The 25940-nt window shown below is 33.9% G+C and carries 44 protein-coding genes; 42 read left to right on the plus strand and 2 right to left on the minus strand.

All coding sequences use genetic code 11. The features are described 5' to 3' along the window. The 40 genes from CPJCM30710_RS12850 to cwlD all read left to right on the plus strand — a co-directional run. The coding region (locus tag CPJCM30710_RS12850; RefSeq protein WP_456064422.1) for an EF-Tu C-terminal domain-related protein at positions 1 to 159 on the plus strand (159 nt) is incomplete at its 5' end. 639 nt (positions 160 to 798) lie between these two features. Then, complete coding sequence (gene rpsJ, locus CPJCM30710_RS12855) at positions 799 to 1107, plus strand: 30S ribosomal protein S10 (RefSeq protein WP_212904577.1); 309 nt, start codon at positions 799 to 801, stop codon at positions 1105 to 1107. 95 nt (positions 1108 to 1202) lie between these two features. Beyond that, on the plus strand, positions 1203 to 1832 hold the full coding sequence (gene rplC / locus CPJCM30710_RS12860) for a 50S ribosomal protein L3 (protein WP_212904578.1): 630 nt from the start codon (positions 1203 to 1205) through the stop codon (positions 1830 to 1832). A gap of 24 nt (positions 1833 to 1856) precedes the next feature. Next, positions 1857 to 2477: a 50S ribosomal protein L4 gene (rplD, locus tag CPJCM30710_RS12865; RefSeq protein ID WP_212904579.1), complete on the plus strand. Its 621-nt coding sequence runs from the start codon at positions 1857 to 1859 to the stop codon at positions 2475 to 2477. Next, the gene (gene rplW / locus CPJCM30710_RS12870; RefSeq protein ID WP_212904580.1) at positions 2477 to 2773 is read left to right on the plus strand and encodes a 50S ribosomal protein L23; all 297 of its coding nucleotides are present in this window, start codon (positions 2477 to 2479) and stop codon (positions 2771 to 2773) included. Before rplD ends, rplW begins: the two co-directional genes overlap by 1 nt. A 58-nt stretch (positions 2774 to 2831) precedes the next feature. Next, complete coding sequence (gene rplB / locus CPJCM30710_RS12875) at positions 2832 to 3665, plus strand: 50S ribosomal protein L2 (RefSeq protein ID WP_212904581.1); 834 nt, start codon at positions 2832 to 2834, stop codon at positions 3663 to 3665. Positions 3666 to 3733: 68 nt separating this feature from the next. Next, on the plus strand, positions 3734 to 4012 hold the full coding sequence (rpsS, locus tag CPJCM30710_RS12880) for a 30S ribosomal protein S19 (protein ID WP_212904582.1): 279 nt from the start codon (positions 3734 to 3736) through the stop codon (positions 4010 to 4012). A 23-nt stretch (positions 4013 to 4035) separates the two neighbouring features. Beyond that, a complete protein-coding gene (gene rplV / locus CPJCM30710_RS12885) occupies positions 4036 to 4371 on the plus strand; it encodes a 50S ribosomal protein L22 (protein WP_212904583.1) in 336 nt (111 codons plus the stop codon). An 18-nt stretch (positions 4372 to 4389) separates the two neighbouring features. Further along, positions 4390 to 5064, plus strand: coding sequence for a 30S ribosomal protein S3 (gene rpsC / locus CPJCM30710_RS12890; RefSeq protein WP_212904584.1), 675 nt, complete (start codon positions 4390 to 4392; stop codon positions 5062 to 5064). A gap of 17 nt (positions 5065 to 5081) precedes the next feature. Continuing rightward, the gene (gene rplP, locus CPJCM30710_RS12895) at positions 5082 to 5516 is read left to right on the plus strand and encodes a 50S ribosomal protein L16 (protein WP_212904585.1); all 435 of its coding nucleotides are present in this window, start codon (positions 5082 to 5084) and stop codon (positions 5514 to 5516) included. Next, positions 5516 to 5725, plus strand: coding sequence for a 50S ribosomal protein L29 (gene rpmC / locus CPJCM30710_RS12900; protein WP_212904586.1), 210 nt, complete (start codon positions 5516 to 5518; stop codon positions 5723 to 5725). The genes rplP and rpmC overlap by 1 nt, the downstream gene beginning before the upstream one ends. 19 nt (positions 5726 to 5744) lie before the next feature. Further along, the gene (rpsQ, locus tag CPJCM30710_RS12905) at positions 5745 to 5999 is read left to right on the plus strand and encodes a 30S ribosomal protein S17 (RefSeq protein ID WP_212904587.1); all 255 of its coding nucleotides are present in this window, start codon (positions 5745 to 5747) and stop codon (positions 5997 to 5999) included. A gap of 31 nt (positions 6000 to 6030) precedes the next feature. Further along, positions 6031 to 6399 (plus strand): 50S ribosomal protein L14, encoded by a 369-nt coding sequence (gene rplN / locus CPJCM30710_RS12910; protein WP_128211282.1) that lies wholly within the window; start codon positions 6031 to 6033, stop codon positions 6397 to 6399. A gap of 20 nt (positions 6400 to 6419) precedes the next feature. After that, positions 6420 to 6734, plus strand: a complete 315-nt coding sequence (rplX, locus tag CPJCM30710_RS12915; protein ID WP_212904588.1) for a 50S ribosomal protein L24 — start codon at positions 6420 to 6422, stop codon at positions 6732 to 6734. Between the two features lie 22 nt (positions 6735 to 6756). Beyond that, positions 6757 to 7299 (plus strand): 50S ribosomal protein L5, encoded by a 543-nt coding sequence (gene rplE, locus CPJCM30710_RS12920; protein WP_212904589.1) that lies wholly within the window; start codon positions 6757 to 6759, stop codon positions 7297 to 7299. Positions 7300 to 7314: 15 nt separating this feature from the next. Beyond that, positions 7315 to 7500, plus strand: a complete 186-nt coding sequence (locus tag CPJCM30710_RS12925; protein WP_212904590.1) for a type Z 30S ribosomal protein S14 — start codon at positions 7315 to 7317, stop codon at positions 7498 to 7500. Between the two features lie 33 nt (positions 7501 to 7533). Next, a complete protein-coding gene (gene rpsH, locus CPJCM30710_RS12930; RefSeq protein WP_212904591.1) occupies positions 7534 to 7932 on the plus strand; it encodes a 30S ribosomal protein S8 in 399 nt (132 codons plus the stop codon). An 89-nt stretch (positions 7933 to 8021) separates the two neighbouring features. After that, the gene (gene rplF, locus CPJCM30710_RS12935; RefSeq protein WP_212904592.1) at positions 8022 to 8564 is read left to right on the plus strand and encodes a 50S ribosomal protein L6; all 543 of its coding nucleotides are present in this window, start codon (positions 8022 to 8024) and stop codon (positions 8562 to 8564) included. Positions 8565 to 8582: 18 nt separating this feature from the next. Further along, positions 8583 to 8945, plus strand: coding sequence for a 50S ribosomal protein L18 (gene rplR / locus CPJCM30710_RS12940; RefSeq protein ID WP_212904593.1), 363 nt, complete (start codon positions 8583 to 8585; stop codon positions 8943 to 8945). 15 nt (positions 8946 to 8960) lie between these two features. Then, entirely contained in the window at positions 8961 to 9458 is a 498-nt protein-coding gene (rpsE, locus tag CPJCM30710_RS12945; RefSeq protein WP_212904594.1) for a 30S ribosomal protein S5, read from the plus strand. Positions 9459 to 9469: 11 nt separating this feature from the next. Beyond that, the gene (gene rpmD, locus CPJCM30710_RS12950; protein ID WP_212904595.1) at positions 9470 to 9649 is read left to right on the plus strand and encodes a 50S ribosomal protein L30; all 180 of its coding nucleotides are present in this window, start codon (positions 9470 to 9472) and stop codon (positions 9647 to 9649) included. A 32-nt stretch (positions 9650 to 9681) separates the two neighbouring features. After that, on the plus strand, positions 9682 to 10122 hold the full coding sequence (gene rplO / locus CPJCM30710_RS12955) for a 50S ribosomal protein L15 (RefSeq protein ID WP_212904596.1): 441 nt from the start codon (positions 9682 to 9684) through the stop codon (positions 10120 to 10122). 1 nt (position 10123) lies between these two features. Further along, entirely contained in the window at positions 10124 to 11401 is a 1278-nt protein-coding gene (gene secY / locus CPJCM30710_RS12960) for a preprotein translocase subunit SecY (protein WP_212904597.1), read from the plus strand. Between the two features lie 24 nt (positions 11402 to 11425). Further along, positions 11426 to 12076, plus strand: a complete 651-nt coding sequence (locus CPJCM30710_RS12965) for an adenylate kinase (RefSeq protein WP_212904598.1) — start codon at positions 11426 to 11428, stop codon at positions 12074 to 12076. Then, positions 12076 to 12825 (plus strand): type I methionyl aminopeptidase, encoded by a 750-nt coding sequence (gene map, locus CPJCM30710_RS12970; RefSeq protein ID WP_212904599.1) that lies wholly within the window; start codon positions 12076 to 12078, stop codon positions 12823 to 12825. Before CPJCM30710_RS12965 ends, map begins: the two co-directional genes overlap by 1 nt. A 78-nt stretch (positions 12826 to 12903) precedes the next feature. Continuing rightward, a complete protein-coding gene (locus tag CPJCM30710_RS12975; protein WP_407644994.1) occupies positions 12904 to 13194 on the plus strand; it encodes a hypothetical protein in 291 nt (96 codons plus the stop codon). 7 nt (positions 13195 to 13201) lie between these two features. After that, positions 13202 to 13420 (plus strand): translation initiation factor IF-1, encoded by a 219-nt coding sequence (gene infA / locus CPJCM30710_RS12980; protein WP_212904601.1) that lies wholly within the window; start codon positions 13202 to 13204, stop codon positions 13418 to 13420. Positions 13421 to 13510: 90 nt separating this feature from the next. After that, complete coding sequence (gene rpmJ, locus CPJCM30710_RS12985; RefSeq protein WP_039312872.1) at positions 13511 to 13624, plus strand: 50S ribosomal protein L36; 114 nt, start codon at positions 13511 to 13513, stop codon at positions 13622 to 13624. Positions 13625 to 13854: 230 nt separating this feature from the next. Further along, the gene (rpsM, locus tag CPJCM30710_RS12990) at positions 13855 to 14223 is read left to right on the plus strand and encodes a 30S ribosomal protein S13 (protein WP_212904602.1); all 369 of its coding nucleotides are present in this window, start codon (positions 13855 to 13857) and stop codon (positions 14221 to 14223) included. A 15-nt stretch (positions 14224 to 14238) separates the two neighbouring features. Then, entirely contained in the window at positions 14239 to 14634 is a 396-nt protein-coding gene (gene rpsK / locus CPJCM30710_RS12995; protein WP_212904603.1) for a 30S ribosomal protein S11, read from the plus strand. Between the two features lie 26 nt (positions 14635 to 14660). After that, a complete protein-coding gene (gene rpsD, locus CPJCM30710_RS13000) occupies positions 14661 to 15281 on the plus strand; it encodes a 30S ribosomal protein S4 (protein WP_212904604.1) in 621 nt (206 codons plus the stop codon). Between the two features lie 103 nt (positions 15282 to 15384). Next, positions 15385 to 16332 (plus strand): DNA-directed RNA polymerase subunit alpha, encoded by a 948-nt coding sequence (locus CPJCM30710_RS13005; protein ID WP_212904605.1) that lies wholly within the window; start codon positions 15385 to 15387, stop codon positions 16330 to 16332. 16 nt (positions 16333 to 16348) lie between these two features. Further along, positions 16349 to 16690, plus strand: coding sequence for a 50S ribosomal protein L17 (gene rplQ, locus CPJCM30710_RS13010; RefSeq protein ID WP_212904606.1), 342 nt, complete (start codon positions 16349 to 16351; stop codon positions 16688 to 16690). Between the two features lie 265 nt (positions 16691 to 16955). Then, the gene (locus CPJCM30710_RS13015) at positions 16956 to 17801 is read left to right on the plus strand and encodes an energy-coupling factor transporter ATPase (protein ID WP_212904607.1); all 846 of its coding nucleotides are present in this window, start codon (positions 16956 to 16958) and stop codon (positions 17799 to 17801) included. Continuing rightward, positions 17786 to 18640 carry an energy-coupling factor transporter ATPase gene (locus tag CPJCM30710_RS13020; protein WP_212904608.1) on the plus strand — a complete coding sequence of 285 codons (855 nt, stop codon included), beginning with the start codon at positions 17786 to 17788 and terminating at the stop codon, positions 18638 to 18640. Before CPJCM30710_RS13015 ends, CPJCM30710_RS13020 begins: the two co-directional genes overlap by 16 nt. 22 nt (positions 18641 to 18662) lie before the next feature. Beyond that, a complete protein-coding gene (locus CPJCM30710_RS13025; RefSeq protein WP_212904609.1) occupies positions 18663 to 19475 on the plus strand; it encodes an energy-coupling factor transporter transmembrane component T family protein in 813 nt (270 codons plus the stop codon). 15 nt (positions 19476 to 19490) lie between these two features. Next, a complete protein-coding gene (truA, locus tag CPJCM30710_RS13030) occupies positions 19491 to 20225 on the plus strand; it encodes a tRNA pseudouridine(38-40) synthase TruA (protein WP_212904610.1) in 735 nt (244 codons plus the stop codon). 154 nt (positions 20226 to 20379) lie between these two features. Beyond that, the gene (gene rplM / locus CPJCM30710_RS13035; protein WP_212904611.1) at positions 20380 to 20814 is read left to right on the plus strand and encodes a 50S ribosomal protein L13; all 435 of its coding nucleotides are present in this window, start codon (positions 20380 to 20382) and stop codon (positions 20812 to 20814) included. A 25-nt stretch (positions 20815 to 20839) separates the two neighbouring features. Continuing rightward, the gene (gene rpsI / locus CPJCM30710_RS13040; protein ID WP_212904612.1) at positions 20840 to 21232 is read left to right on the plus strand and encodes a 30S ribosomal protein S9; all 393 of its coding nucleotides are present in this window, start codon (positions 20840 to 20842) and stop codon (positions 21230 to 21232) included. A gap of 212 nt (positions 21233 to 21444) precedes the next feature. Further along, positions 21445 to 22149: an N-acetylmuramoyl-L-alanine amidase CwlD gene (gene cwlD / locus CPJCM30710_RS13045; protein WP_212904613.1), complete on the plus strand. Its 705-nt coding sequence runs from the start codon at positions 21445 to 21447 to the stop codon at positions 22147 to 22149. 233 nt (positions 22150 to 22382) lie between these two features. Here cwlD and CPJCM30710_RS13050 read toward each other — a convergent pair whose 3' ends face one another. Further along, positions 22383 to 23201, minus strand: coding sequence for a DUF3048 C-terminal domain-containing protein (locus tag CPJCM30710_RS13050; protein WP_212904614.1), 819 nt, complete (start codon positions 23199 to 23201; stop codon positions 22383 to 22385). 240 nt (positions 23202 to 23441) lie between these two features. On the opposite strand from CPJCM30710_RS13050, the gene CPJCM30710_RS13055 reads away from it, so the two are divergent. Then, positions 23442 to 24284 (plus strand): fumarate hydratase, encoded by an 843-nt coding sequence (locus CPJCM30710_RS13055; RefSeq protein WP_212904615.1) that lies wholly within the window; start codon positions 23442 to 23444, stop codon positions 24282 to 24284. Between the two features lie 10 nt (positions 24285 to 24294). After that, complete coding sequence (locus CPJCM30710_RS13060; protein WP_212904616.1) at positions 24295 to 24858, plus strand: Fe-S-containing hydro-lyase; 564 nt, start codon at positions 24295 to 24297, stop codon at positions 24856 to 24858. 135 nt (positions 24859 to 24993) lie between these two features. Here CPJCM30710_RS13060 and CPJCM30710_RS13065 read toward each other — a convergent pair whose 3' ends face one another. Continuing rightward, entirely contained in the window at positions 24994 to 25851 is an 858-nt protein-coding gene (locus CPJCM30710_RS13065) for a YitT family protein (RefSeq protein WP_212904617.1), read from the minus strand. Between the last annotated feature and the right edge of the window lie 89 nt (positions 25852 to 25940).

Consider the following 25940-nt stretch of genomic DNA (forward strand, 5'->3'; position numbering starts at 1 on the left):
AAGTTACCAGACGGAATGGAAATGGTTATGCCAGGAGACCACATTGATATGAATGTTGAATTAATCAATCCTGTAGCAATGGATGAAGGATTAAGATTCGCTATCAGAGAAGGTGGAAGAACTGTAGGTTCAGGAGTTGTTACTACAATAGTTGAATAATTCACTATTTAGGTAAAGCTTCAGTGCATAATTAAAACCTTAATAATAAAACGGGGAGGAGACGTCCTTACCCGTTTTTCTTTTTTGTTCAAAAAATAAAGTAATAGTTATAACAATAAAATATAATCTAATTTAATACTATATTAAGGTTACTTTTAGACTGTTTATTAAATGAATAAAAATAGAAAAAATATGCATTATATTTAGTAATGTGTAAAATATCAATATAATGTTAAAAATTATAAAGATAATATCATAACTAATGGAATATGATCGTTTAAGGATAGTTAAAAATGTAAAAAATGTAAAGATGAAAAAAGTATTGAAAGATTAAAAAAAAGTATTTATAATAATGAAGGAATGAAGCGAAGGCAAAAGGAAAAAACGGTGACGTAATAAAAAAACTCTTGAAAAAGCAATATATTCATAGTATAATGAAGAAGTTGTAAAGCAAACAGTGATGAATCAAGAGGTTGCCGGACTTCCGGGTAATTCTTGATGAGCATGTCTGGATCTTGAATCCGACGACGGGGATTTTGTAATGGTGTTTTTTTTAAACATGAAACACCCGGAGCAGTTTACAGAACGTCCGCTGTTGTGCGTAAGAAGTAATGCGTACATGAAAAGGAGGGAAACCAAATGTCAAAACAAAAAATAAGAATCAGATTAAAAGCTTTTGATCACACTATACTAGATCAATCAGCTGAGAAAATCGTTGAAACTGCAAAGTCTACAGGAGCTAAGGTTGCTGGTCCAGTACCACTACCAACTGAGAAGGATGTTATAACAGTCCTAAGAGCAGTTCATAAGTATAAGGATTCAAGAGAGCAGTTCGAAATCAGAACTCACAAGAGATTGATCGATATAGTTAACCCATCACCAAAAACTGTTGATGCGTTAATGAGATTAAATCTTCCAGCAGGTGTAGATATCGAAATAAAGCTTTAATTTAGATTAGTAGATTGTTAGATTAGTAGATTGTTAGATTGAACTGTTATGATTGCCGTGTGCAATCCGCTAATAAGTTTGGGAGGTGTAACCACATGAAAAAAGCTATAATCGGTAAGAAAATAGGTATGACTCAAATTTTCGATGAAAATGGTAAGGTTGTTCCTGTAACTGTAGTTGAAGCTGGTCCATGTGTTGTAGTTCAAAAGAAAAGTGTTGAAAAGGATGGCTACAATGCTATACAAGTAGGATTCGGTGATATAAGAGAAAAATTAGTTAATAAGCCAATGAAGGGTCACTTTGCAAAGGCTGGAGTAGCTATAAAGAGACATCTTAAGGAATTCAGACTAGAAGATGTAAGTGCTTATGAAGTAGGTCAAGAAATAAAAGCTGATCTATTCCAAGCTGGAGATAAAGTTGATGTATCAGGAGTTTCTAAAGGTAAGGGATTCCAAGGTACAATTAAGAGATGGAATGGTCACAGAGGACCAATGACACACGGTTCTAAGTTCCATAGATCAGTAGGTTCAATGGGAGCATCATCAGATCCATCAAGAACATTCAAAAATAAGAAGATGCCAGGACATATGGGAGCAGAAAATACAACTGTTCTTAACCTTCAAGTTGTTAAGATTATGCCAGAAAAGAATTTAATCTTAATAAAAGGTGGTATCCCAGGTCCAAATAAAGGAACTGTTGTTATAAGAAACGCAGTTAAGGCTTAATCTGATTAGAAAGGAGGAAGAAGGATGCCTGTAGTAGGATTATTTAATAAAGAAGGAAAAAAAGTTGGAGATATCCAATTAAACGACAATGTGTTCGGAGTAGAGGTTAACCAATATGCTATGCATCAAGTAGTTGTTGCATTATTAGCTAACAAAAGACAAGGAACGCAATCAGCTAAAACAAGAGCTGAGGTTTCAGGTGGTGGAATAAAGCCATGGAGACAAAAAGGAACTGGTAGAGCTAGACAGGGTTCAACTAGATCACCACAATGGATTCACGGTGGTATAGTATTTGCACCAAAGCCAAGAGAGTACAGAGTTTCTGTGCCAAAGACTATGAGAAGATTAGCTATGAAATCAGCTTTAACTACGAAGGTTGTAGATAACAGCATAGTAGTATTAGAAAGCTTAGATTTTGAAGCTCCAAAGACTAAAGAAATGGTTAGTGTGTTAAAGGCATTCGAAGCTAAGAAGACTTTAATAGTAACTGCTGAAGCTAACGAGAATGTATTCAAGTCAGCTAGAAACATTGAGGGAGTAACAGTACTTCCAGTAAACAATATAAATGTTTACGACTTATTAAAGTTTGAAAAGCTAATTATCACTAAGGATGCTGTAACAAAGATTGAGGAGGTGTACGCATAATGAACTTAACAAGCCATGATATAATAAGAAAACCTGTTATAACTGAAAAAAGTATGGCAGCAATGGCAGAAAAGACATACACCTTCATAGTTCATATGTCAGCAAACAAGGTTCAAATAAAGAAAGCTGTTGAAGAAGTATTCGGCGTAAAAGTTGAAGACGTAAAGACTATGAGAGTAATTGGAAAGACTAAGAGAGTTGGCGTTCACGTAGGAAAGAGAGCTGACTTTAAGAAAGCTGTAGTTAAATTAGCTGCTGATAGCAAGAACATAGAGTTCTTTGAAGGTATGCAATAATAATAGAGCCGGTATTGGTCGGTAAGACCAGATAAGCGTAAAGAAGGAGGGACTTTCGATGGCAGTTAAAAAGTTTAACCCAACTACCCCATCAAGAAGACACATGAGTGTATCAACATTTGAAGAAATAACTACAAATGTTCCAGAAAAATCACTTCTTGTAAGTTTAAAGAAAAGTGGCGGTAGAAATGCACAGGGTAAAATAACTGTAAGACACCACGGTGGTGGAGCAAAGCAAAAGTATAGATTAATTGATTTTAAGAGAAACAAGGATGGAATACCAGCAAAGGTTGCTACTATAGAGTACGATCCAAACAGATCAGCATATATAGCACTTGTTGTATATGTTGATGGAGAAAAGAGATACATAATAGCTCCAGTTGGATTAAAAGTTGGAGACGTTATTGTATCAGGACCTGAAGCTGATATTAAGCCAGGTAACGCACTTCAATTTAAGAATATACCAGTAGGTACATTTGTTCATAACATAGAACTACAAGCTGGTAAGGGTGGTCAGTTAGTTAGATCAGCTGGAACAGCTGCTCAGTTAATGGCTAAAGAAGGTGGCTATGCTACTTTAAGATTACCATCAGGCGAAATGAGATATGTTAGAATTGAGTGTAAAGCTACAATAGGAACTGTATCAAACTTAACTCATGAAATAGTTAAGATAGGTAAAGCTGGTAGAAAGAGACATATGGGTTGGAGACCAACTGTTAGAGGTTCTGTAATGAACCCTTGCGATCACCCTCACGGTGGTGGTGAAGGTAGATCACCTGTAGGTAGACCTAGTCCAGTGACTCCATGGGGTAAACCAGCTCTTGGATACAAGACTAGAAAGCATAAGAAGTATTCAGATAGATTCATAATTAAGAAAAGAAATGCTAAGTAATATGAAGAGAATTTAAAATTCTCTTCATAGCTTGATTGCATATAAGGAAATGAAGGGAGGCAATTCTAGTGAGTAGATCAACAAAAAAAGGACCTTTTGTTCATGCTGGTCTTATGAAAAAAGTAGAAGAAATGAATCAAAACGGTGAGAAGAAAGTTGTTAAGACTTGGTCAAGAAGCTCAACTATATTCCCAGAAATGATTGGTCATACAATCGCAGTACATGATGGAAGAAAGCATGTACCAGTATATGTAAGTGAGGATATGGTTGGACACAAACTTGGTGAGTTCGCTTTAACAAGAACTTTCAAAGGACACATTACCGAAAAGACTTCAAAGAGAAAGTAATAGCTCGGAAAGGAGGATCATAAATGGAAGCTAAAGCTATAGCTAAATATGTGAGAATGTCTCCTTCAAAAGTAGGAGTAGTTCTTGATTTAATAAGAGATAAAAACGTTAATGAGGCTTTCGCTGTATTACAATACACTCCAAAAGATGCAGCTGAGGTAATAAACAAGGTGTTAAAGTCAGCAGTTGCTAATGCTGAAAATAATATGAACCTTGATGTAAATAGATTATTCGTTGCAGAGGCTTATGTAGGTCAAGGACCAACATTGAAGAGATTCAGACCACATGCTCAAGGTAGAGCATTCAGAATCAACAAGAGAACAAGCCACATAACATTAGTTGTTAAAGAAAGAGCTTAATAGAAGGAGGGAAACAGAGTGGGTCAAAAAGTACATCCTCATGGATTAAGAGTTGGTGTTATAAAAGGTTGGGACGCAAAGTGGTACGCTGATAAGAAGAACTTTGCTGACAATCTAGTAGAAGACTATAAGATCAGAGAATTCGTAAAGAAAGATCTTTACTCAGCAGGAATTTCAAAGATTGAAATCGAAAGATCTGCTAAAAGAGTTAAGCTTAATATATTCACTGCTAAGCCAGGTGTAATCATAGGAAGAGGCGGATCTGGAATAGAAAGCTTAAAGAAGAAATTACAAGTTTTCATTAAAGAAAAGAATATATTAATAAATATCGTTGAAGTTAAGAATACAGAAGCAGATGCTCAATTAATGGCAGAAAATATAGCTTCTCAATTAGAAAAGAGAATATCATTCAGAAGAGCTATGAAGCAAACAATCCAAAGAGCTATGAAATCAGGTGTTAAAGGTGTTAAGACAGCTTGTTCAGGAAGACTTGGTGGAGCTGAAATAGCTAGAGCTGAATATTACCATGAAGGAACAATTCCACTACAAACATTAAGAGCTAATATAGATTACGGTTTTGCTGAAGCTGATACAACTTATGGTAAAATCGGAGTTAAGGTTTGGGTTTACAACGGAGAGGTTCTTCCAACTAAGAAGATAGAAAAAGTAGAGAAAGCAGAAGTTAACGCATAGGAAAGGAGGAATAGATCATGTTAATGCCTAAAAGAGTAAAACATCGTAAGGTACAACGTGGTAGAATGAAAGGTAAAGCAACAAGAGGAAATTTCCTAGCATACGGAGATTTCGGTATTCAAGCTACGACTTGTGGATGGATAACAAGTAATCAAATAGAATCTGCGAGAATTGCGATAAATAGACACATAAGAAGAGGCGGTAAGCTTTGGATAAAGATATTCCCTCATAAGCCAGTTACTGAGAAGCCTGCTGAAACAAGAATGGGTTCTGGTAAAGGTTCACCAGAGTACTGGGTAGCAGTAATTAAACCTGGTAGAGTGTTATTCGAATTATCAGGAGTTCAAGAAGAAGTAGCAAGAGAAGCCATGAGACTAGCTTCACACAAGCTTCCTGTAAAGACTAAGTTCGTTACAAGAAGAGATTTTGAGGAAATGGGTGGTGAAGAATAATGAAGGCTAGAGAGTTAAAGGAATTAAGATCAAATCCTCAAGATTTAAAAGTTAAGTTAAATGACCTAAAAGCTGAATTATTCAATTTAAGATTCCAATTAGCTACAGGCCAATTAGAGAATCCAATGAGAATAAGAGAAGTTAAGAAATCAATCGCTCAAATAAAAACAATAATTAGAGAAGAAGAATTAAAGGCATTCCAACAATAGTCTGAAAGGAGGTTGTCCTGTGGAAAGAGGATTAAGAAAGAAAAGAATAGGAAGAGTTGTTTCAGATAAGATGGATAAGACTGTAGTAGTTGCTGTAGAAACTAAGGTAAGACACCCATTATACGGTAAGACAGTAAATGTAACTACTAAGTTTAAGGCTCATGATGAAAATAATGAAGCAAAAGTTAATGATAGAGTATTAATAATGGAAACAAGACCGCTATCAAAAGATAAGAGATGGAGACTTGTTCAGATCATTGAAAAGGCTAAATAGTTAGCGTAACAACTGAAAGGAGGGTAATTCAATGATACAACAACAAACCTTACTAAAAGTTGCAGATAATTCTGGTGCTAAGGAAATAATGTGTATCAGAGTATTAGGCGGGTCAAAAAGAAAATACGGTAACATCGGAGATATAATCGTTGCTAGCGTTAAAAGTGCAACACCAGGCGGAGTTGTTAAAAAAGGTGATGTTGTAAAAGCTGTTATCGTAAGATCAGTCAGAGGATTAAGAAGAGCAGACGGATCATACATCAAGTTTGACGAAAATGCTGCAGTTATAATAAAAGAAGATAAGCAACCAAGAGGAACTCGTATCTTCGGACCAGTTGCTAGGGAGCTAAGAGATAAGGAATTCAACAAGATATTATCATTAGCACCTGAAGTTCTATAATAGATTAGGAGGTGGCTAAGGTGAAGGTACATGTTAAAAAGAACGACACTGTAGTTGTTATATCAGGAAAAGACCAAGGTAAAATCGGTGAAGTTTTAAGAGTAATACCTAAGGCAGGAAAAGTTCTTGTTAAAGGAGTTAACATAGTAAGCAAACACCAAAAACCAAGCAGACAAAACATGCAAGGCGGAATAGTGAAGGTTGAAGCTCCAATATTCAGCTCAAAGGTTATGTTATACTGTGATAAATGTAAAAGCGCAACAAGAATAAGCCATAAGGTTTTAGAAGACGGAACTAAAGTAAGAGTATGTAAAAAGTGTGGAGAAACATTCTAGAATCTGAAAGGAGGTACTTTAGATGGTAACAAGACTTCAAGAGAAGTATGAAAAAGAAGTAGTTCAAGCTATGATGGAGAAATTCGGATATAAGAACATAATGGAAGTTCCAAAGCTTGAAAAAATTGTTATAAACATGGGCGTAGGAGAGGCTAAAGACAACGCTAAGTTTTTAGAAACAGCAGTTAGTGATTTAACATTGATTTCAGGTCAAAAGCCAGTAATCACTAGAGCAAAGAAATCAGTTGCTAACTTTAAGATAAGAGAAAATATGCCATTAGGATGTAAAGTAACTTTAAGAAAAGCAAAGATGTATGAATTTGCTGATAAGTTAGTGTCAATAGCTCTACCAAGAGTTAGAGACTTCAGAGGGGTTTCAAGCAAATCTTTTGATGGAAGAGGAAACTACTCATTAGGAATTAAAGAACAATTAATATTCCCAGAAATAGAGTACGACAAGATTGACAAAGTAAGAGGAATGGATATCATCTTCGTTACAACTGCAAATACTGACGAAGAAGCTAGAGAATTATTAAGATTCTTAGGAATGCCATTCGCTCAATAATAAGGAGGGGATACAATGGCACGTAAGGCAATGATTGAAAAATGGAAAAAAGAACCTAAGTTTGAAACTAGAGCATATACAAGATGTAGATTATGTGGAAGACCACATTCTGTACTAAGAAAATTCGGGATATGCCGTATCTGTTTCAGAGAGCTTGCTTACAAAGGACAAATTCCTGGTTGTAAGAAAGCAAGCTGGTAATATATTTGATCAAATGAAAGGAGGCACAAAATAATGGTTATGACAGATCCTATCGCAGATTTGCTAACACGTATTAGAAACGCGAACGCTGTGAGACACGAAGTAGTAGAGATTCCTTCATCAAATATAAAGAAGGCTCTTGCAAATATATTATTACAAGAAGGTTACGTTAAGAACGTAGATGAGTACAATGATGGTGTTGTACCAATGTTAAGAGTATCTCTTAAGTACGGTGCTAACAAAGAAAGAGTTATCACTGGATTAAAGAGAATATCAAAGCCTGGTTTAAGAGTTTACTGCAAAAAGGATGAAGTTCCTAGAGTATTAAACGGACTTGGTGTTGCAGTAATATCAACATCAAAGGGAATAATAGTAGATAGAGAAGCTAGAAACTTAGGTCTTGGTGGAGAAGTTATCTGCTACGTTTGGTAATTTTAAGTTCTAAGATTGAAAGAAATAGCTAAGATTATAGATTAAATATATAAATAGATCGTTTATGCCAAAATACAGGAGGTGCAATTATGTCAAGAGTTGGTAGATTGCCAGTTGCTATCCCTGCTGGCGTAACTCTTACTGTAACACCAGACAACGTTGTTACAGTAAAGGGACCAAAGGGAGAGCTTGTAAAAGCTATGCACAAGGACATAAAAATCGCAGTTGAAAACAATGAAGTTGTTGTTACTAGACCAAGCGATGTTAAGGAACATAGAGCTCTACACGGATTAACAAGAGCTTTAATAAATAACATGGTTACAGGTGTTACACAAGGATACCAAAAGACACTAGAATTAGTTGGTGTTGGTTACAGAGCAGCATTACAAGGAAAGAAGCTTGTATTAAACCTTGGATACTCACATCCAGTTGAAGTTGAAGCTGTTGAAGGAGTAACTTTTACTTTAGAAGGAACAACAAAAGTTCTTGTTCAAGGTATCGATAAAGAAAAGGTTGGAGCAGTAGCTGCTGACATCAGATCATGGAGAGAACCAGAACCATACAAAGGTAAGGGAATCAAGTACGCTAATGAAATAATTAGACGTAAAGAAGGTAAGACTGGTAAGAAGTAATAGAAAGGAGTGAAACTTATGTTCAAGAAGGTAGACAGAAAAGAGTCAAGAGAAAGACGTCACCTTAGAGTACGTAAGAAAGTTTCCGGTACTCAAGCTAGACCAAGACTTTCAGTTTACAGAAGTGAAAAGAATATATATGCTCAAATTATTGACGACGTTAATGCTGTTACAATAGTAGCTGCTTCAAGCTTAGAAAAAGAATTCGAAGGAAAACTTGGAAGCAACAAAGAAGCTGCTAAATTTGTAGGAGAATTAGTTGCTAAGAGAGCTATAGATAAGGGTATCACTGAAGTTGTATTCGATAGAGGTGGATACATATATCACGGAAGAGTTCAAGAATTAGCTGAAGGTGCAAGAGAAGCAGGCTTAAAATTCTAATAAGGAGGGAAATAAATGAGAATCGATCCTAGCACACTAGACCTTAAAGAAAAGGTTGTTTTCATAAACAGAGTTACTAAGGTTGTTAAGGGTGGTAGAAACTTCAGATTCAGCGCTCTAGTTGTAGTTGGAGACGGAAATGGTCACGTTGGCGTTGGAATGGGTAAGTCAATAGAAATCCCTGAAGCAATCAGAAAAGGAATTGAAGATGCTAAGAAGAACTTAGTTGAAGTTTCAATAGTTGGAACAACAGTTCCACATGAAATCTATGGTAAGTTTGGTACTGGTAAAGTTCTTATAATGCCAGCTACAGAAGGTACAGGAGTTATCGCTGGAGGTCCTGCAAGATCAGTACTTGAATTAGCTGGATTAAAAGATGTTAGAGCTAAGTCATTAGGTTCTAACAACCCAAGAAACATGGTTAATGCTACAATAAACGGATTAGCTAACTTAAGAACGGCTGAAGATATAGCTAAATTAAGAGGCAAATCAGTTGAAGAGATTTTAGGTTAGGAGGGATTGCAATGGCTAAGGTGAAACTTACTCTATTAAAAAGCTTAATTGGAAGAAAGAAAGAACATATCGCTACTGCAAATGCCCTTGGACTTAAAAAGATTGGTAAAACAGTAGAACATGAGGATACTCCTCAAATCAGAGGTATGATAAACAAAGTAAATTATTTACTAAAGATTGAAGAAGTTTAAGAAAAATTTAAAAATGAGGAGGTGTCGTAGAGATGAAACTTCATGAATTAAAACCAGCTGTAGGAAGCAAAAAGGCTCCTAAGAGAATTGGTAGAGGTACAGGTTCAGGTTTAGGAAGAAATGCTGGTAAGGGTGAGAAGGGTCAAAACGCTAGATCAGGTGGCGGAGTTAGACCAGGATTTGAAGGGGGTCAGATGCCATTATACAGAAGACTTCCTAAGAGAGGATTCACTAACCCATTTGCTAAGCACTATGTTACTATAAATGTAGATAGATTAAACATATTTGAAGATGGAACAGAAATTACACCAGAATTATTACTTGAAACAAGAGTAGTAAGTAAACTAATGGATGGCGTTAAGATCTTAGGTAACGGAAACGTTGAAAAGAATTTAACAGTTAAAGGTTGCAAGTTCTCAAAGTCAGCAGCTGAAAAAATAGTTGCAGCTGGAGGAAAAGTTGAGGTGATCTAAAATGCTATCAACCCTACGTAATGCCTGGAAGGTTCCGGAGTTAAGAAATAGATTAATATGGACAGTTTTCTTAGTTGCAATTTTCAGGATAGGAAGTCACATTCCTGTTCCTGGAATTGACACTAGTGCATTAGAAAACCTTACTAAATCCGGGAGTTTAATTGCTTTTTATGATTTAATTTCTGGTGGTGCCTTTAAGAACTTTAGCATATTTGCACTTGGTGTGGTTCCTTATATAAATGCATCTATCATAATGTCACTACTTACTATCTCAATTCCTCAGCTTGAACAACTTTCAAAAGAGGGAGAAGATGGTAGGAAGAAGATACAAAAGATTACAAGGGTTGCTTCAGTATTTTTAGGTTTCATAACTGCTTATGGAACTTATGTCTTGATATATAATCAAGGAGCTTTAAAAAATACTTCAGGCTTGGTGACATTTATAATAATGGTTACACTTGTGGTTGGTTCAACTTTTAGTATGTGGTTAGGGGACCAAATAACTGCAAAAGGTATAGGTAATGGTGTTTCATTATTGATTTTTATAAATATTATATCGAGATTACCATTTACTTTGTACCAAATCATTGTGTTAAAGAATGCTGAACAAGTAAATATTGTTGAAATATTCTTGTTTCTAGTATTTGCATTAGCACTTTTAGCAGCTGTTATTTTCTTATCACTTGCTGAAAGAAGAATACATGTACAATATGCTGGAAAATCTGTTGCAGGAAAGGTGTATAAGGGTCAATCAACTCATATTCCTTTAAGCATCATTGGATCAACTGTTATAGCAATCATTTTTTCAATGTCAGTTATGCAGTTTCCAGATGTTTTAGCACAGTTCTTTCCAAATGCTCAATGGTCTAGATGGATAATATCAGGTACATGGAGCCCATTTAATAGAGGTACATGGTTATATATTGCGATTTATGCAATACTAACTATTTTCTTTACTTGGTTCTACACTCAAGTAACCTTTAAACCAGAGGAAATGGCTGAAAATATGCATAAGTCAGCAGGTTTTATTCCAGGAATAAGACCAGGGCAACCGACAGCAGATTATTTAACTAGAGTTTTAGATAGAATTTCAATTTTTGGAGGCGTTTTTGCAGCAGTAATTGCTGTTATACCACTAATAATTGAAAACTATAGTGGATTCAAAGGAATATCTTTTGGAGGAACAGCGCTTCTAATAATGGTAAGCGTAGCTTTAGAAGTGATGAGACAGTTACAATCACAGTTGGTTATGCGACATTATCAAGGATTCCTTAAATAAGAATTAGTAATGGAGATGATGCCCGTGAAAATAGTATTATTAGGACCTCCTGGTGCAGGTAAGGGAACACAGGCAAAATCAATTAGTAATAGATACTCCATTCCCCATATATCAACAGGTGATATCTTTAGAAAGAATATTTCTGAAAATACACCTCTAGGAATAGAAGCTAGAAAGTATATGGATAATGGTCAGTTGGTGCCAGATGAAGTTACTATCAACATGGTTAAAGATAGACTTCAGCAAGAAGATTGCAAGAACGGATATCTATTAGATGGTTTTCCTAGAACTGTTCACCAAGCAGAGGCATTACAGGCATTTTTAGAGTCAAGAGACGAACAGTTAGATACAGCTCTTTTAATAGAAGTGCCTATGAATTTTATATTAGAAAGAATGACGGGTAGAAGAGTTTGTCCTTCATGTGGAGCTAGCTATCATATTAAGTTCAACCCAACAAAAAATGATGGTAAGTGTGATGTTTGCGGTAGCGACATCATACAAAGAAAAGACGATACAGAGGAAACTGTAAAGGAAAGATTAGACGTCTACGAAAGACAAACACAACCACTGATTGATTTCTATAAAGAAAGAAATATGCTATCAGTTGTTGATGGTACAAAAGCAATCAATGAGGTCTTTGAAAGTATTTGTAAAATATTAGGGAGCGGTAGATAATGATAATTCTAAAGAATGATTTAGAAATCGACCTAATGAGGAAAGCAGGAAAACTTTGCGGAGAAACGCTGCTTTTACTAGAAGAAAAGATAAGACCAGGTATTACTACAGCAGAACTAGATAAGATTGCAGAAGAATTTATAACTAAGCATGGAGCTAAGCCATCCTTTAAAGGATTATATGGCTTTCCAGGTTCATTATGCATATCTGTTAATGAAGCAGTGGTACATGGAATTCCAGGAAAACATAAGTTAAAGGAAGGCGACATAGTCAGTGTTGATTGTGGAGTTTTTCTTGGTGGATTTCATGGTGATGCAGCTAGAACTTTTGCCGTAGGCAAGGTATCTGATAAAGCACAACAGCTGATTGATGTAACTAGGGACTGTTTTTTTAAAGGTCTTGAAAAAGCATATGTAGGTAACAAATTAACAGATATATCTCATGAGATTCAGCAATACGTTGAATCTGCAGGATTTTCAGTAGTTCGAGATTATGTAGGACACGGTATAGGACGAGACGTTCATGAAGATCCTGAAGTTCCTAATTTCGGTAGATCAGGTAGAGGTCCAAAACTTACAGCAGGAATGGTATTAGCTATTGAACCTATGGTTAACATAGGAACATATAATGTTAAAACACTTTCTGATGATTGGACTGTTGTTACAGCAGATGGAAGTTTATCAGCTCATTATGAAAATACTGTTGCAATTTTACCTAATGGTCCTGAAGTGTTAACACTTATAAAATAATATGTGTTGCTTAGTTATAAATTCACATCATGCCCTCATATTTGGCTATGTTGATTTATGGCTAAGGTAATCATCGAGGTGAAAACTTTGCATAATGACAAATTAATTGGCAGAATGGTGCTTTCAAAAGCTGGTAGAGATGAAGGTAACTTCTATATAGTGATTAGTCAAATTGATGAAAATTATGTATTACTTGCTAACGGAAGAACAAAGACTATGGAAATGCCAAAAAAGAAAAAACTAAAGCATTTAGTTTTAACTAATGTGATGAATGAAGAGTTAAGAAATTCTATTCTTTCACACGATAAAAATACCGATTTAAAAATAAAAAAAAATCTAAAACTTAATGGCATTATCGAGGAGGTTTGATTACCTTATGTCAAAGGATGATGTAATAGAAATGCAGGGAGTGGTACTAGAATCACTACCAAATGCAATGTTTCAAGTAGAACTTGAAAGTGGTCATAAAATATTAGCACATATCTCAGGAAAATTAAGAATGAACTTCATAAGAATTCTACCAGGAGATAAAGTTACAGTTGAGCTTTCTCCGTATGATTTAACTAGAGGTAGAATTACATGGAGAGCTAAATAAGGAACCTAATTATTACGTACTTTAACTAGTACAATAAGCACAATAATTATTAAATTTGAGTGCTTGCAAGGAATACAAGGAGGGTTAGCGATGAAAGTAAGACCATCAGTTAAGCCTATTTGCGAAAAGTGCAAAGTTATTAGAAGAAAAGGAAGAGTAATGGTAATCTGTGAAAATCCTAAGCACAAGCAAAAGCAAGGCTAATAGATTATTCAGATTAAAGATAAAAAATAGATGATTTGGATATAAGTATTTATTGACTTTTTTCCAAAACTCAAATAAGATTATATAGGTATTTTCATTAAAGTAAATAAATTTTAGGAGCGGCTGACTATAGAGGCGTCTCTATAGACCTAAAGTTTTATTATAAACCAAACTCTAAAAACAATTTACTTAGCAGAACACATTTCAATTACCAGGAGGTGTAACTTTTAATGGCAAGAATAGCAGGTGTTGACCTACCAAGAGAAAAAAGAGTAGAAATAGGTCTAACTTATATATATGGAATAGGACTACCTACTTCACACGAAATTCTTGAAGCAACAGGAATAAATGCTGATACAAGAGTTAAGGATCTTACAGAAGAAGAAGTTAACGCAATAAGAGATTACATCAACAAGAACAAAATTGTTGAAGGTGATTTAAGAAGAGAGATTGCATTAAATATAAAGAGATTAGTAGAAGTTGGATGCTACAGAGGTATTAGACATAGAAGAGGTCTTCCAGTAAGAGGACAAAAGACTAAGACTAATGCTAGAACAAGAAAAGGTCCTAAGAAGACTATAGCAAACAAGAAGAAGTAGTGAGGAGGTAAGACAATGGCAGCTCAAAAAGTTAAGAAGACAAGAAGAAGAAAAGAGAGAAAGAACGTTGAGCATGGTGCTGCACACATCAAGTCAACTTTCAATAACTCAATAGTAACTCTAACTGATGTTGTAGGTAATGCATTATCATGGGCAAGTGCTGGTGGCTTAGGTTTTAGAGGCTCAAGAAAGAGTACTCCATTCGCAGCTCAAATGGCTGCTGAAACTGCAGCAAAAGCAGCTATGGAACATGGTTTAAAGAGTGTAGAAGTTTACGTAAAAGGTCCAGGAGCTGGTAGAGAAGCTGCTATCAGATCATTACAAGCAGCTGGACTTGAAGTTACATTAATAAAAGACGTAACTCCAATACCACACAACGGATGTAGACCACCAAAAAGAAGAAGAGTATAGTTCGATCATCATAGGAGGTGTAATTAATGGCAAGATATACTGGAGCTTCATGTAGATTATGTAGAAGAGAAGGTATGAAACTATTCCTTAAAGGGGATAGATGCTATACAGATAAGTGCGCGTTTGTAAGAAGAAGCTATGCACCAGGACAACATGGAGCTAGCAAGAAGAAACTTTCAAACTATGGCGTTCAATTAAGAGAAAAGCAAAAGGCTAAGAGAATATACGGAGTTCTAGAAGGTCAATTCAGAACGTACTATGAAAAGGCTGAAAGAATGAGAGGCATAACAGGTGAAAACTTATTAAAGCTTCTTGAAATGAGATTAGATAACGTAATGTTCAGATTAGGATACGGTGCTTCAAGAACTGAAGCTAGACAATTAGTAACTCACGGACATTTCCTAGTAAATGGGAAAAAGGTTGATATCCCATCATATAAGGTATCAGTTAACGATGTATTAGCAGTATGCGAAAGCAGCAAAGCTACTGAGAAGTTTAAGACATTTGCTGAAAATCCAAAACCATTACCAAAATGGATAAGTGCAAATCCTGAAAACTTTGAAGGAAAAATAGTTGCTGAGCCAGCTAGAGAGGACATCGAAGTACCAGTTAACGAAACATTAATCGTTGAGTTATACAGCAAATAATAGGTGATGTTTGCAAGAGGAAAAGCCACTTTTCCTTTGCAGATATAGGATCAGTTGCCCTCAAAATAAAGGTTGCCATTTTATATATAAGGAGGGTTTGTTCATGTTAGAAATCGAAAAGCCAATAATCGAGTGTGTTGAGGCTAGTGAGGACGGCACATATGGAAAATTTGTTGTTGAACCACTAGAAAGAGGATACGGCACTACTCTTGGAAATGCTCTAAGAAGGATATTACTTTCTTCATTACCAGGAGTTGCTGCATCATCAGTTAAGATAGATGGAGTAGTTCATGAGTTTTCAACAGTTTCAGGTGTTAAGGAAGATGTTACTGAATTAATTCTTAACATAAAATCTTTAGCTCTTAGAATGACAGGTGAAGGCCCAAAGACTATCTACATCGATGCTAAGGGACCAGGAGTTATAACTGGTGAAGATATTAAGACTGATGGTGATGTTGAAGTTGTTAGTAAGGATTTACATATAGCAACTTTAGATGATGATAGTAAGTTGTATATGGAGATTACTGTTAACAGAGGCAGAGGATATGTTTCTCAAAACAAGAATAAAACAGATAATCTCCCAATAGGTTCAATTGCAGTGGATTCAATATATACTCCTGTTAAGAGAGTAAACTTCACTGTTGAGAACACAAGAGTTGGTCAAATAACTGACTATGATAAATTAACTCTTGAAGTTTGGACTAATGGAACAATTAAGATTGAAGAAGCAATTAGCTTATCAGCTAAAATCCTTATAGAACACTTCAAACTATTTATGACTCTTACAGACAACACTAACGATGTTGAGATAATGATTGAAAAAGAAGAAGATAATAAAGAAAAAGTGCTTGAAATGACAATAGAAGAGCTTGATTTATCAGTTAGATCATATAACTGTTTGAAGAGAGCTGGTATTAATACAGTTCAAGAGCTTGCACAGAAATCAATGGATGATATGATGAAGGTTAGAAACCTTGGTAAGAAATCTCTTGAAGAAGTAGAAAGAAAACTTAAGGAACTCGGATTAAGCTTAAGATTAAGTGACGAGTAAGTAAGGAGGTAAAGCTATGGCAGGATATCGTAAGTTAGGTCGTCCTACTGACCAGAGAAAAGCTATGCTAAGAAACCTTGTTACAAGCTTCTTAAAGCATGGTAAGATAGAAACAACTGAAACAAGAGCTAAGGAAACAAGAAGCCTTGCTGAAAAAATGATAACTCTTGCTAAAAGAGGGGATCTTCACGCAAGAAGACAAGTTTTAGCTTTTGTAACAGAAGAAGAAGTAGTTAAGAATTTATTTGAGAACGTAGCTCCAAAGTACGCTGAAAGAAATGGTGGATACACTAGAATGTTCAAAGTAGGTCCAAGAAGAGGGGACGGAGCAGAAGTAGTTATACTTGAATTAGTATAATTAGTTGGGGATTAAGTTAAGGCTTAGTCCCCATTTTAACATATTCTTTTTTATTATTTATAATAGATAATATTCTATATAATTAGAACCTCATAGTAAATTTTTTTATGTTAAAGTATAATAGACATTGTTTATTATCCACATTATAAAGATTATTATAGAAATCAGACTAAAAATCAGTAGTTATTTGTGATGATTTAAGAAAATTTTAATCTTTTTATAGTAATTTTTATAATGTGAAGTTTGCATATATGGAGGAGTTCTAATGAGTGATAAAATGATTAAATGCACTGATTTGACTTATAAATATATCAGTGGCGAAGAGGGAAAAGAAAAATACGCTGTAAATGGTGTAGATTTAGAAGTCAATAAAGGTGAATTTTTAGTTATACTTGGACATAATGGTTCGGGTAAGTCTACTATTGCAAAGCATATGAATGCACTACTTTTACCTAGTGGTGGAAAGATTTTTGTAGACGGATTAGATACTTGTGAAGATGATAATGTTTGGGAAATTAGAAAAAGTGCTGGTATGGTATTTCAAAATCCTGATAATCAACTGGTGGCAACTATTGTTGAAGAGGATGTGGCTTTTGGACCTGAAAATATCGGTATTGAACCATCAGAGATAAGAAACAGAGTTGATGAAAGTTTAAAAAAAGTAGGAATGTATGAATATAGAAAACATGCTCCTCACTTATTGTCAGGGGGACAAAAACAGAGAATAGCTATTGCAGGAATATTAGCAATGAGACCAAAATGTATTATATTAGATGAACCAACTGCAATGCTTGATCCATCCGGTAGAAAAGAGGTTATTAGTACTATTAAAGATATAAATAAGAATTATGGCATTACTATTATATTAATAACTCACTATATGGATGAAGCTGCTCAAGCAGATAGAATTGTAGTAATGGATAGTGGTAAGATTGTATTAAGTGGAAATCCAAGAGAAGTATTTTCAAAAGTAGAGACTATGAAAAAAATTGGACTTGATGTTCCACAAGTTACAGAGTTAGCTTATGAACTTAAGGAAAAAGGTATAAAGATAAGTACAGAAATTTTAAATATAGATGAGATGGTGAATGTATTATGTCAATTAAAATAGAGAATTTAACACACATATATATGCCTAGATCTCCTTTTGAAAAGGTCGCATTAGATAATGTTGATATTGAATTCGAAAGCGGACAATTTATAGCATTAATTGGACATACGGGATCGGGAAAATCTACATTGATTCAGCATTTAAACGGTCTATTAAAACCATCATCAGGAAAAATACTTATTGATGATGTTGATATAACAGAAAAAGGTGTCAAACTTTCTGACATAAGAAAAAAGGTAGGATTAGTATTTCAATATCCTGAGTATCAGCTATTTGAAGAAACTATAGAAAAAGATATTCAATTTGGTCCTAGAAATTTAGGTCTTAATGAACAAGAGATAGATAAAAGAGTAAAAAGAGCTATGGCAATGGTAGGATTAGATTATGAAACCTACAAAGATAAGTCACCGTTTGAATTAAGTGGAGGACAAAAGAGAAGAGTTGCTATTGCTGGTGTTGTAGCAATGGAACCTAGAATATTAATACTTGATGAGCCAACAGCAGGGCTAGATCCAAAAGGTAGAGATGAGATATTGGCTCAAATTAAGAGTCTTCATCAAGAATATAATATGACTATAATATTAGTAAGTCACAGCATGGAAGATGTAGCAAAGTTAGCTGAAAGAGTAGTAGTTATGAATAGAGGAAAAGCAATATTAGATGGAACTCCTTCGGAAGTATTTAAAGAGGTAGAAACACTTGAAGAGGTTGGATTAGCAGTTCCCCAGGTAACATATTTAGCAAGAGCTTTAAAGAAAAGAGGTTTTGCTATAAGTGATGAGATATTTACTGTAGAACAAGCAAGAGAAGCTATTCTAAAGGTTCTAAAAAACAATTAAAAGGTTAAGGAAGGAAGATAACATGATAAAAGATATCACCATAGGGCAATACATACCAGGAGATTCCTTTGTTCATAAGCTTGATCCAAGAACTAAAATTCTTATTTCAATGTTATTTATTGTTGCACTTTTTATTGTAAATAAATATGTAGGATATATATTTATTGTAGGATTCTTAGGTCTTTCAGTAGTATTATCAAAGGTATCTCCAAGATATTTATATAAGGGGTTAAAGCCTGTATTTGCTTTAATTATTATTACTGCAGTATTAAATATGTTTATGATTCAAGGAAAACCTGAGACATTAGTATTCCAGTGGAGTTTCTTTAAAATATATAGAGAAGGAATAGATATTGCAGTATTCATGACTTTAAGATTAATATTCCTAATTTTAGGTACATCCCTACTTACATTAACTACTTCTCCCATAGAGCTTACTGATGGGATAGAGAAGCTTCTTAATCCATTTAAAAAGGCCGGTTTACCTGCTCATGAACTTGCTATGATGATGACAATTGCTTTAAGATTTATACCAACACTTATGGATGAAACTGATAAAATCATGAAAGCACAGCAAGCGAGAGGTGCGGATTTTGAATCAGGAAATGTAGTTCAGAAGGCAAAAAGTTTAATTCCTCTGTTAGTTCCCCTATTCATAAGTTCTTTTAGAAGAGCAGATGAACTTGCAATGGCAATGGAATCTAGGTGTTATAGAGGGGGAGATGGTCGTACAAGAATGAAACAGCTCAGATATCAAGGTAGAGATTTTATGGCTTATAGTGTTATAGCTGCTCTTTTAGTTGCAAGTTTTTATGTGAGATTTGGAATAAGATAGCTGAAGGTGATGATCATGAAAAATATAAAGATTACTGTTGAATACGATGGCACCAATTATTTTGGATGGCAGAAGCAAAAGAATGGAGTAACTATTCAGCAAAAAATAGAAGAAGCCATAAAGAAAACAACAGGGGAAATTGTTGATGTTATTGGAAGCTCAAGGACAGATTCAGGAGTCCATGCCAAAGGCTTTATAGCTAATTTTAAAACTAATAGTACTATACCATCAGATCGGTTTAGGGAAGCTTTAAATTCAAAACTTCCTGGTGACATAGTAATCTTAAAATCAGAAGAAGTACCAGATAATTTTCATGCTAGGTACTCCTCAAAGGGAAAGACGTACTGTTATACAATTTTAAATAAATATGAACCAGCTGCTATTGGAAGAAACTATGTTTATCATGTAAAGGGACGTCTTGATACAGAAGATATGAAGAAAGCTTGTAGATATTTTATAGGTACTCATGACTTTAAGGCTTTTAAGAGTACAGGAAGTTCAGTTAAAACTTCTGTGAGAACTATAACAAATCTGCATATAGAGATAGAAGGAAATTTAATAAAGATTTATATTTCAGCTGATGGGTTTTTATATAATATGGTTAGGATAATAGTTGGAACATTGCTTTTAGTAGGAATAAGTAAGCTTAAGCCTGAGGATATTAAGAAAATAATATCTGAAGGACAGCGTGAAAAAGCTGGTAAATGCGTACCTCCCACGGGTCTTTGCCTTGAAAAAGTTTTTTATTAAAATAATACAAAATTGTTGACACGCCCGTGTCCGTGTATTATAATAAGTTTGTTTGTTAGAGAAGTTTGTATTTAAGATCCATAGCCTGGGATCTTGACATAATAAGCAGACTTGAAATAGAAGTAAACCTAATGAAGTTCAGGGAGGGAAAAAGATGAAATCATACATTGCAAAAGCTCAAGAAGTTGAACAAAAATGGTATGTTGTTGATGCTGCTGGAAAGCCACTAGGAAGAGTAGCTAGCCAAATTGCTTCAATATTAAGAGGTAAAAATAAGCCAACATTTACTCCAAACGTTGATTGTGGAGATTTCGTAATAGTTATAAATGCTGAAAAAGTAGTTTTAACTGGAAAGAAATTAGATCAAAAGTTTATGAGAAAGCATAGTTTATATCCAGGTGGATTAAAAGAAACTCCATATAGAGAAGTTTTAGATAAGAAGCCAGAATTTGCTTTTGAAGAAGCAGTAAGAAGAATGCTTCCAAAAGGAGTTCTTGGAAGAAAAATGTTAAAGAAACTTAAGGTTTACAGAGGTGCTGAACATAATCATGCAGCTCAAAATCCAGAAGTACTTGAGTTAAAGTACTAATTTGCGCTCGGGAGGAGGATTAGAAATGGCAAAAGTTCAATATATGGCAACTGGAAGAAGAAAGAAATCTGTTGCAAGAGTAAGACTTGTTCCAGGTGAAGGTAAGGTAGTAGTTAATAACAGAGAAATAGAAACATATTTTGGGTTAGAAACTCTAAGAGTAGTAGTTAATCAACCATTAGTATTAACAGGAACAAAGGAAAAGTTTGATGTTCTAATAAATGTTCACGGTGGTGGATTAACAGGTCAAGCAGGAGCTATAAGACACGGTGTTGCTAGAGCTCTTATAAAATCAGACGAAGCTCTAAGACCAGAACTTAAAAAAGCTGGATTCTTAACTAGAGACCCAAGAATGAAGGAAAGAAAGAAATACGGTCTTAAGAAGGCAAGAAGAGCTCCACAATTCTCAAAGAGATAGTATTGTGTTGCAAAAGAGGGGATTTTATTCCCTCTTTTTTTGCTTTTATAAGCAGAATATTAAAATGAATATGATAGAGAAATGACTTCATAACTGAACTTATAATTCAGCTACATATAAATTCCAGTAAATCAGAATTACATAAGTTAACGCATAAAACACTATATAGCTTCAAATAATATTTAATATATTATCACTTTGGAGGTTTCCACATGAAAGGAAAAGCTAAATTTGCGTTAGTATGTTGTTTAATTTTAATGATTAATTCTTTAAAAGTTTTAGCTGATGTAAAACATAGGACTGATGAAAAAGAAAAGAAAATAATACTTATAGATCCTGGGCATGGAGGAATAGATGGAGGAGCAAAATCAAAAAGTGGAATAATAGAAAAGGATATTAATTTATCTATAAGTAAGAAGTTGAAGGAAGCCTTAATTAAAGAGGGTTATATAGTTTATATGACAAGAGAAGATGATATAGGACTTTACGATAAGGGTAAAACTCTTAAGGAGAAGAAAGTTCAGGACTTATCTAAAAGAGTAAAGATGAAGGAAGATACAAAGTGTCATATATTTATCAGTATTCATCAAAACATGTTTCCTCAAACTAAATGTCATGGAGCTCAGGTATGGCATGCAGCTGGTGAAGAAAGTAAACTGCTTGCAGATATTATACAAGGCAGTTTAAGAGAAAATGTAGATAATGAAAATAAAAGACTTACAAAACCAGCAGGGGACCAGTATAGAATTTTAAGAGAGGGGTCTCCATGCGCAAGTGTACTCGTAGAATGTGGATTTTTATCTAACCAAAATGAGGGGAATATGCTTAAAGATGAACAATATCAACAGAAAATTGCAGAGGCAATAACTAAGGGAGTAGTAGAGTATTGTAAACAGAAGAAGGCTGGAGAAAATTAATATTTTTTAGGAAATAAAGATAAGTAGATTAATTATTAACAATTAAATATAAAAGATACAATTTTATTTAACTGAGGATTGGCAGGAAGTAACAATTAGCTAGAAGAATTCAGTACATAAAAATCTTCTAATTACCTGCCAATTCTCAGTGTTTTTTATTTATTCTAATTTCAGAAAGTAAAATCCAGCAATAGTGAAATAGCTTCATGCCATTCTACTTATTATTTAAAGATTTAATTTTTATCTGTACTCACTAGACATTTCGATGTTATAACCTCAGTATTATTAGTAGCTATTATCCAATAAGTATTTCCTCTCATAAGAGTAATAGGGGTTGTCTTATCTGAAAGAAAAAAATTATTATTATTCCAGTATATTGGTTGAACTTTACCACCGGAGAAAAGGAAGCCTTCTCCACTTCCACTATGGGAAAAAGTATCTTTTGAAGATTCTTCATTTGAATTTACAAATTGAACAATTACATTTGAAAATATAAGTGGCTGATTAGTTATAAAATGTTTATCAATAATGGTATCACTATAATGTAAATAGCCTTCTCCGTTATAAGTAAAACTTGAATTTCGGTTTAAGGAAAATTTAATGAATATTGTATCGCAATCTGATAAAAAGTTATACTTTGGAAGTTCTACTATGTCCATAAAATTAAATTTAGGGAAATTTGATAAATCTATAGTTTTGATAACTTCCATGGAATCATGTATTTTAAATTCTTTATTATAGAAAACTGCAGAATACCTAAGAACATCTTTTTCTTTGTTATATGTTTCGTATATAATATCTGCATCATTTATATTCATTAAGTTTTTTAGTTTTAAGTTAGAATACTTAACCTCAAGTAGTGCGTTAGAAGTAGTAACAGGTTGTATACGTCGACCAGTAATAGGAGAAACATTTATACTATTGTGATAAATTTTATTAGAATTGTATCTATTTGCAAGTTGGTAAAGATCATAAAATATAAGTATTACTAAAATAACTATTAAAACATATATTATTATATTCCAAAGCTTACCTACGTTAACTTTATTCATATAACCCCTTCTTAATAATTAGTATTTCTTTAAATTATAATTGAATAACTAGTACTTTATGCAGATATCTTTAATGATATTAATTAGAACTTATTATAATAAAAAATACAAGTAACATTACTCTTGTAAATAGAAGAAAAAAGCAATAAACTAAAGTTGATTCATAATTCTTAATAAATATAATTCTATTAGCGAGAAAAGTAATAATTAATGCAAATTATGATTTTAAGGGAGGTAATCATGAAAGAAGTACATATTTCAGAAATTATAAGGGCAGTTAAAGACTTATGTATATCCTCAAACTACTATTTAAGTAGCGATATTAAAAATAGGTTAACTGAAGCTAGAGATGATGAATCATGGTCAATAGCTAAGGATATCTTAGAAAAAATAATTCAAAATGCAGATATTGCAAAGAATGAAAATGTTCCTATGTGTCAGGACACAGGGATGGCTTGTGTATTTGTAGATTTAGGACAGGATGTACATATAGTAGGTGGAAGTCTTGAAGATGCTATAAATGAGGGAGTAAGACTTGGTTATGAAGATGGATATTTAAGAAAGTCGGTAGTTAAAGACCCTATCCATAGAGTAAATACTAAGGATAATACTCCAGCAGTGATAACTTATAATATAGTTCAGGGAGACAAGTTGAAGATAACAGTAGCTCCTAAGGGGTTCGGGTCAGAGAATATGAGTGCATTAAAGATGCTAAAACCTTCTGATGGAATAGAGGGAGTAAAAGAGTTTATAATAGAGACTGTTAAAAAAGCTGGACCAAACCCATGTCCACCAATAGTTGTGGGTATAGGAATAGGAGGAACCTTTGATAAAGTTGCAAGTCTTGCGAAAAGAGCTTTACTTAGAAATGTAGATAAAAGAAATACAGATCCTTATTATGCAGAACTTGAGAAAGAACTATTACAAAAGATAAATAATCTTGGTATAGGACCACAGGGGTTTGGAGGAAAGACCACCGGTTTAGCTGTTAACATAGAAGTATATCCAACTCATATTGCAGGTCTTCCTGTGGCAGTGAACATAAACTGTCATGCTACAAGACATGCGGAAATAGAACTATAGGAGGTGTATTATGGAAAGAAGAATTACAACTCCTTTAACAGAGGAAAAGGTTAAGGATTTAAAAGCTGGAGATACTGTGCTTATCACAGGAATCATATATACAGCTAGAGATGCAGCTCACAAAAGGCTTACGGAACTTTTACATAAGGAAGAGGAACTTCCGATAGATGTAAAAGATCAAGTTATATACTATGTGGGCCCAACACCTCCAAAACCAGGAATGGAAATAGGATCGGCTGGTCCAACTACAAGTTATAGAATGGATTCTTATGCACCTGACCTTATGGATATAGGACTTAGAGGAATGATAGGGAAGGGATCAAGAAGCAAAGAAGTATTAGATGCTATAATTAGAAATAAAGCAGTATACTTTGGAGCCATAGGGGGAGCTGGAGCTCTTATAGCAAAGAGTGTCAAAAAGAGTGAATTAGTAGCTTATGAAGATTTAGGCGCAGAAGCTATAAGAAAACTTTATGTAGAAGATTTGCCAGTGGTAGTTATTATAGATAGCGAAGGAAATAATCTTTATGAAATAGGGCAGAAGAACTATCTTCAAAGCTTAGGTGATAAATAAAAATATTTAAATAAAATTTTGTGAAGTGGGAACAAGTAAAAGCCAATAGATATTTAATCTATTTACTTTTATTATATTTCGCTTCGTGAAATGATAGTAAATAAAAAAAGATGGCATAAAATAATGCTATCTTTTTTATATGTTTTTAAAGCCTTTTCCTCTAACCTCTGAAACATCTACTACAGTAACGAATGCTCTAGGATCAATAAGATGTATGGTATTTTTAAGTTCTATCATCTGACGAGTAGTAACTATGCAGTAAAGCATTTTCTTTTTATCATGAGTATATTCACCCTCAGCAAAAAGAGAGGTTACTCCTCTATGAAGATTGTTTATTATATACTGTATAACTTGTTGCTCTTTTCCTGTTATTATAAGAAGAAGAGTTTTTCTATTCAAACCCTTTAGCATATTATCAAGCATAATACTTTGGGTGAACATAGAAATAAGGGTATATAAGGCTTTTGGTAATCCTAAGAACACTGCACCAACACAAACGATTAGTATGTTTAAGAAAAAGCCAACTTTACCTATGTTAAAGCTTGAGTATTTCTTTCTAATAAGCATTGTAATGATGTCTGTACCTCCAGTAGAACCATTTCTTGAGAAAACAAGGCCATAACCAATTCCACATAAAACTCCACCATAAATACAGTAAAGAAGTATATCATTAAGTACTATTATTTGTGAAACAGAAGAAGTAAGTATCAATGATATAGAAAGAGAAACCATACCTATAGTAGAATATAGAGTAAATTTTTTATCAAGTTTAAGATAGCTTAAGATGAATAATGGAATGTTTATGATAAATACTGAGAAACCAGCTTTAAATCCAGTAAGATATTGAATAATAAGTGCTATACCTGTTGCTCCTCCACTTAAAAGTTTGGCATGAATTAAAAATAGGTTTACTCCTAGGGAAGCTATGAAGCACCCTAAAATTATTAAAATAATATCAAAAATGAAATCTTTCTTGCCTCTTATATAGTCCATTATTTCTTCTCCTTAAGAAATATTAATTAAGTATTTGGATATCAGCAATATTATATAGAATAATTTTTTTTATGTAAAAAGATAGACAT

Origin of the sequence: Clostridium polyendosporum, from assembly GCF_018332455.1 — a bacterium.
Taxonomy (GTDB): Bacteria; Bacillota; Clostridia; order Clostridiales; family Clostridiaceae; genus Clostridium_AY; species Clostridium_AY polyendosporum.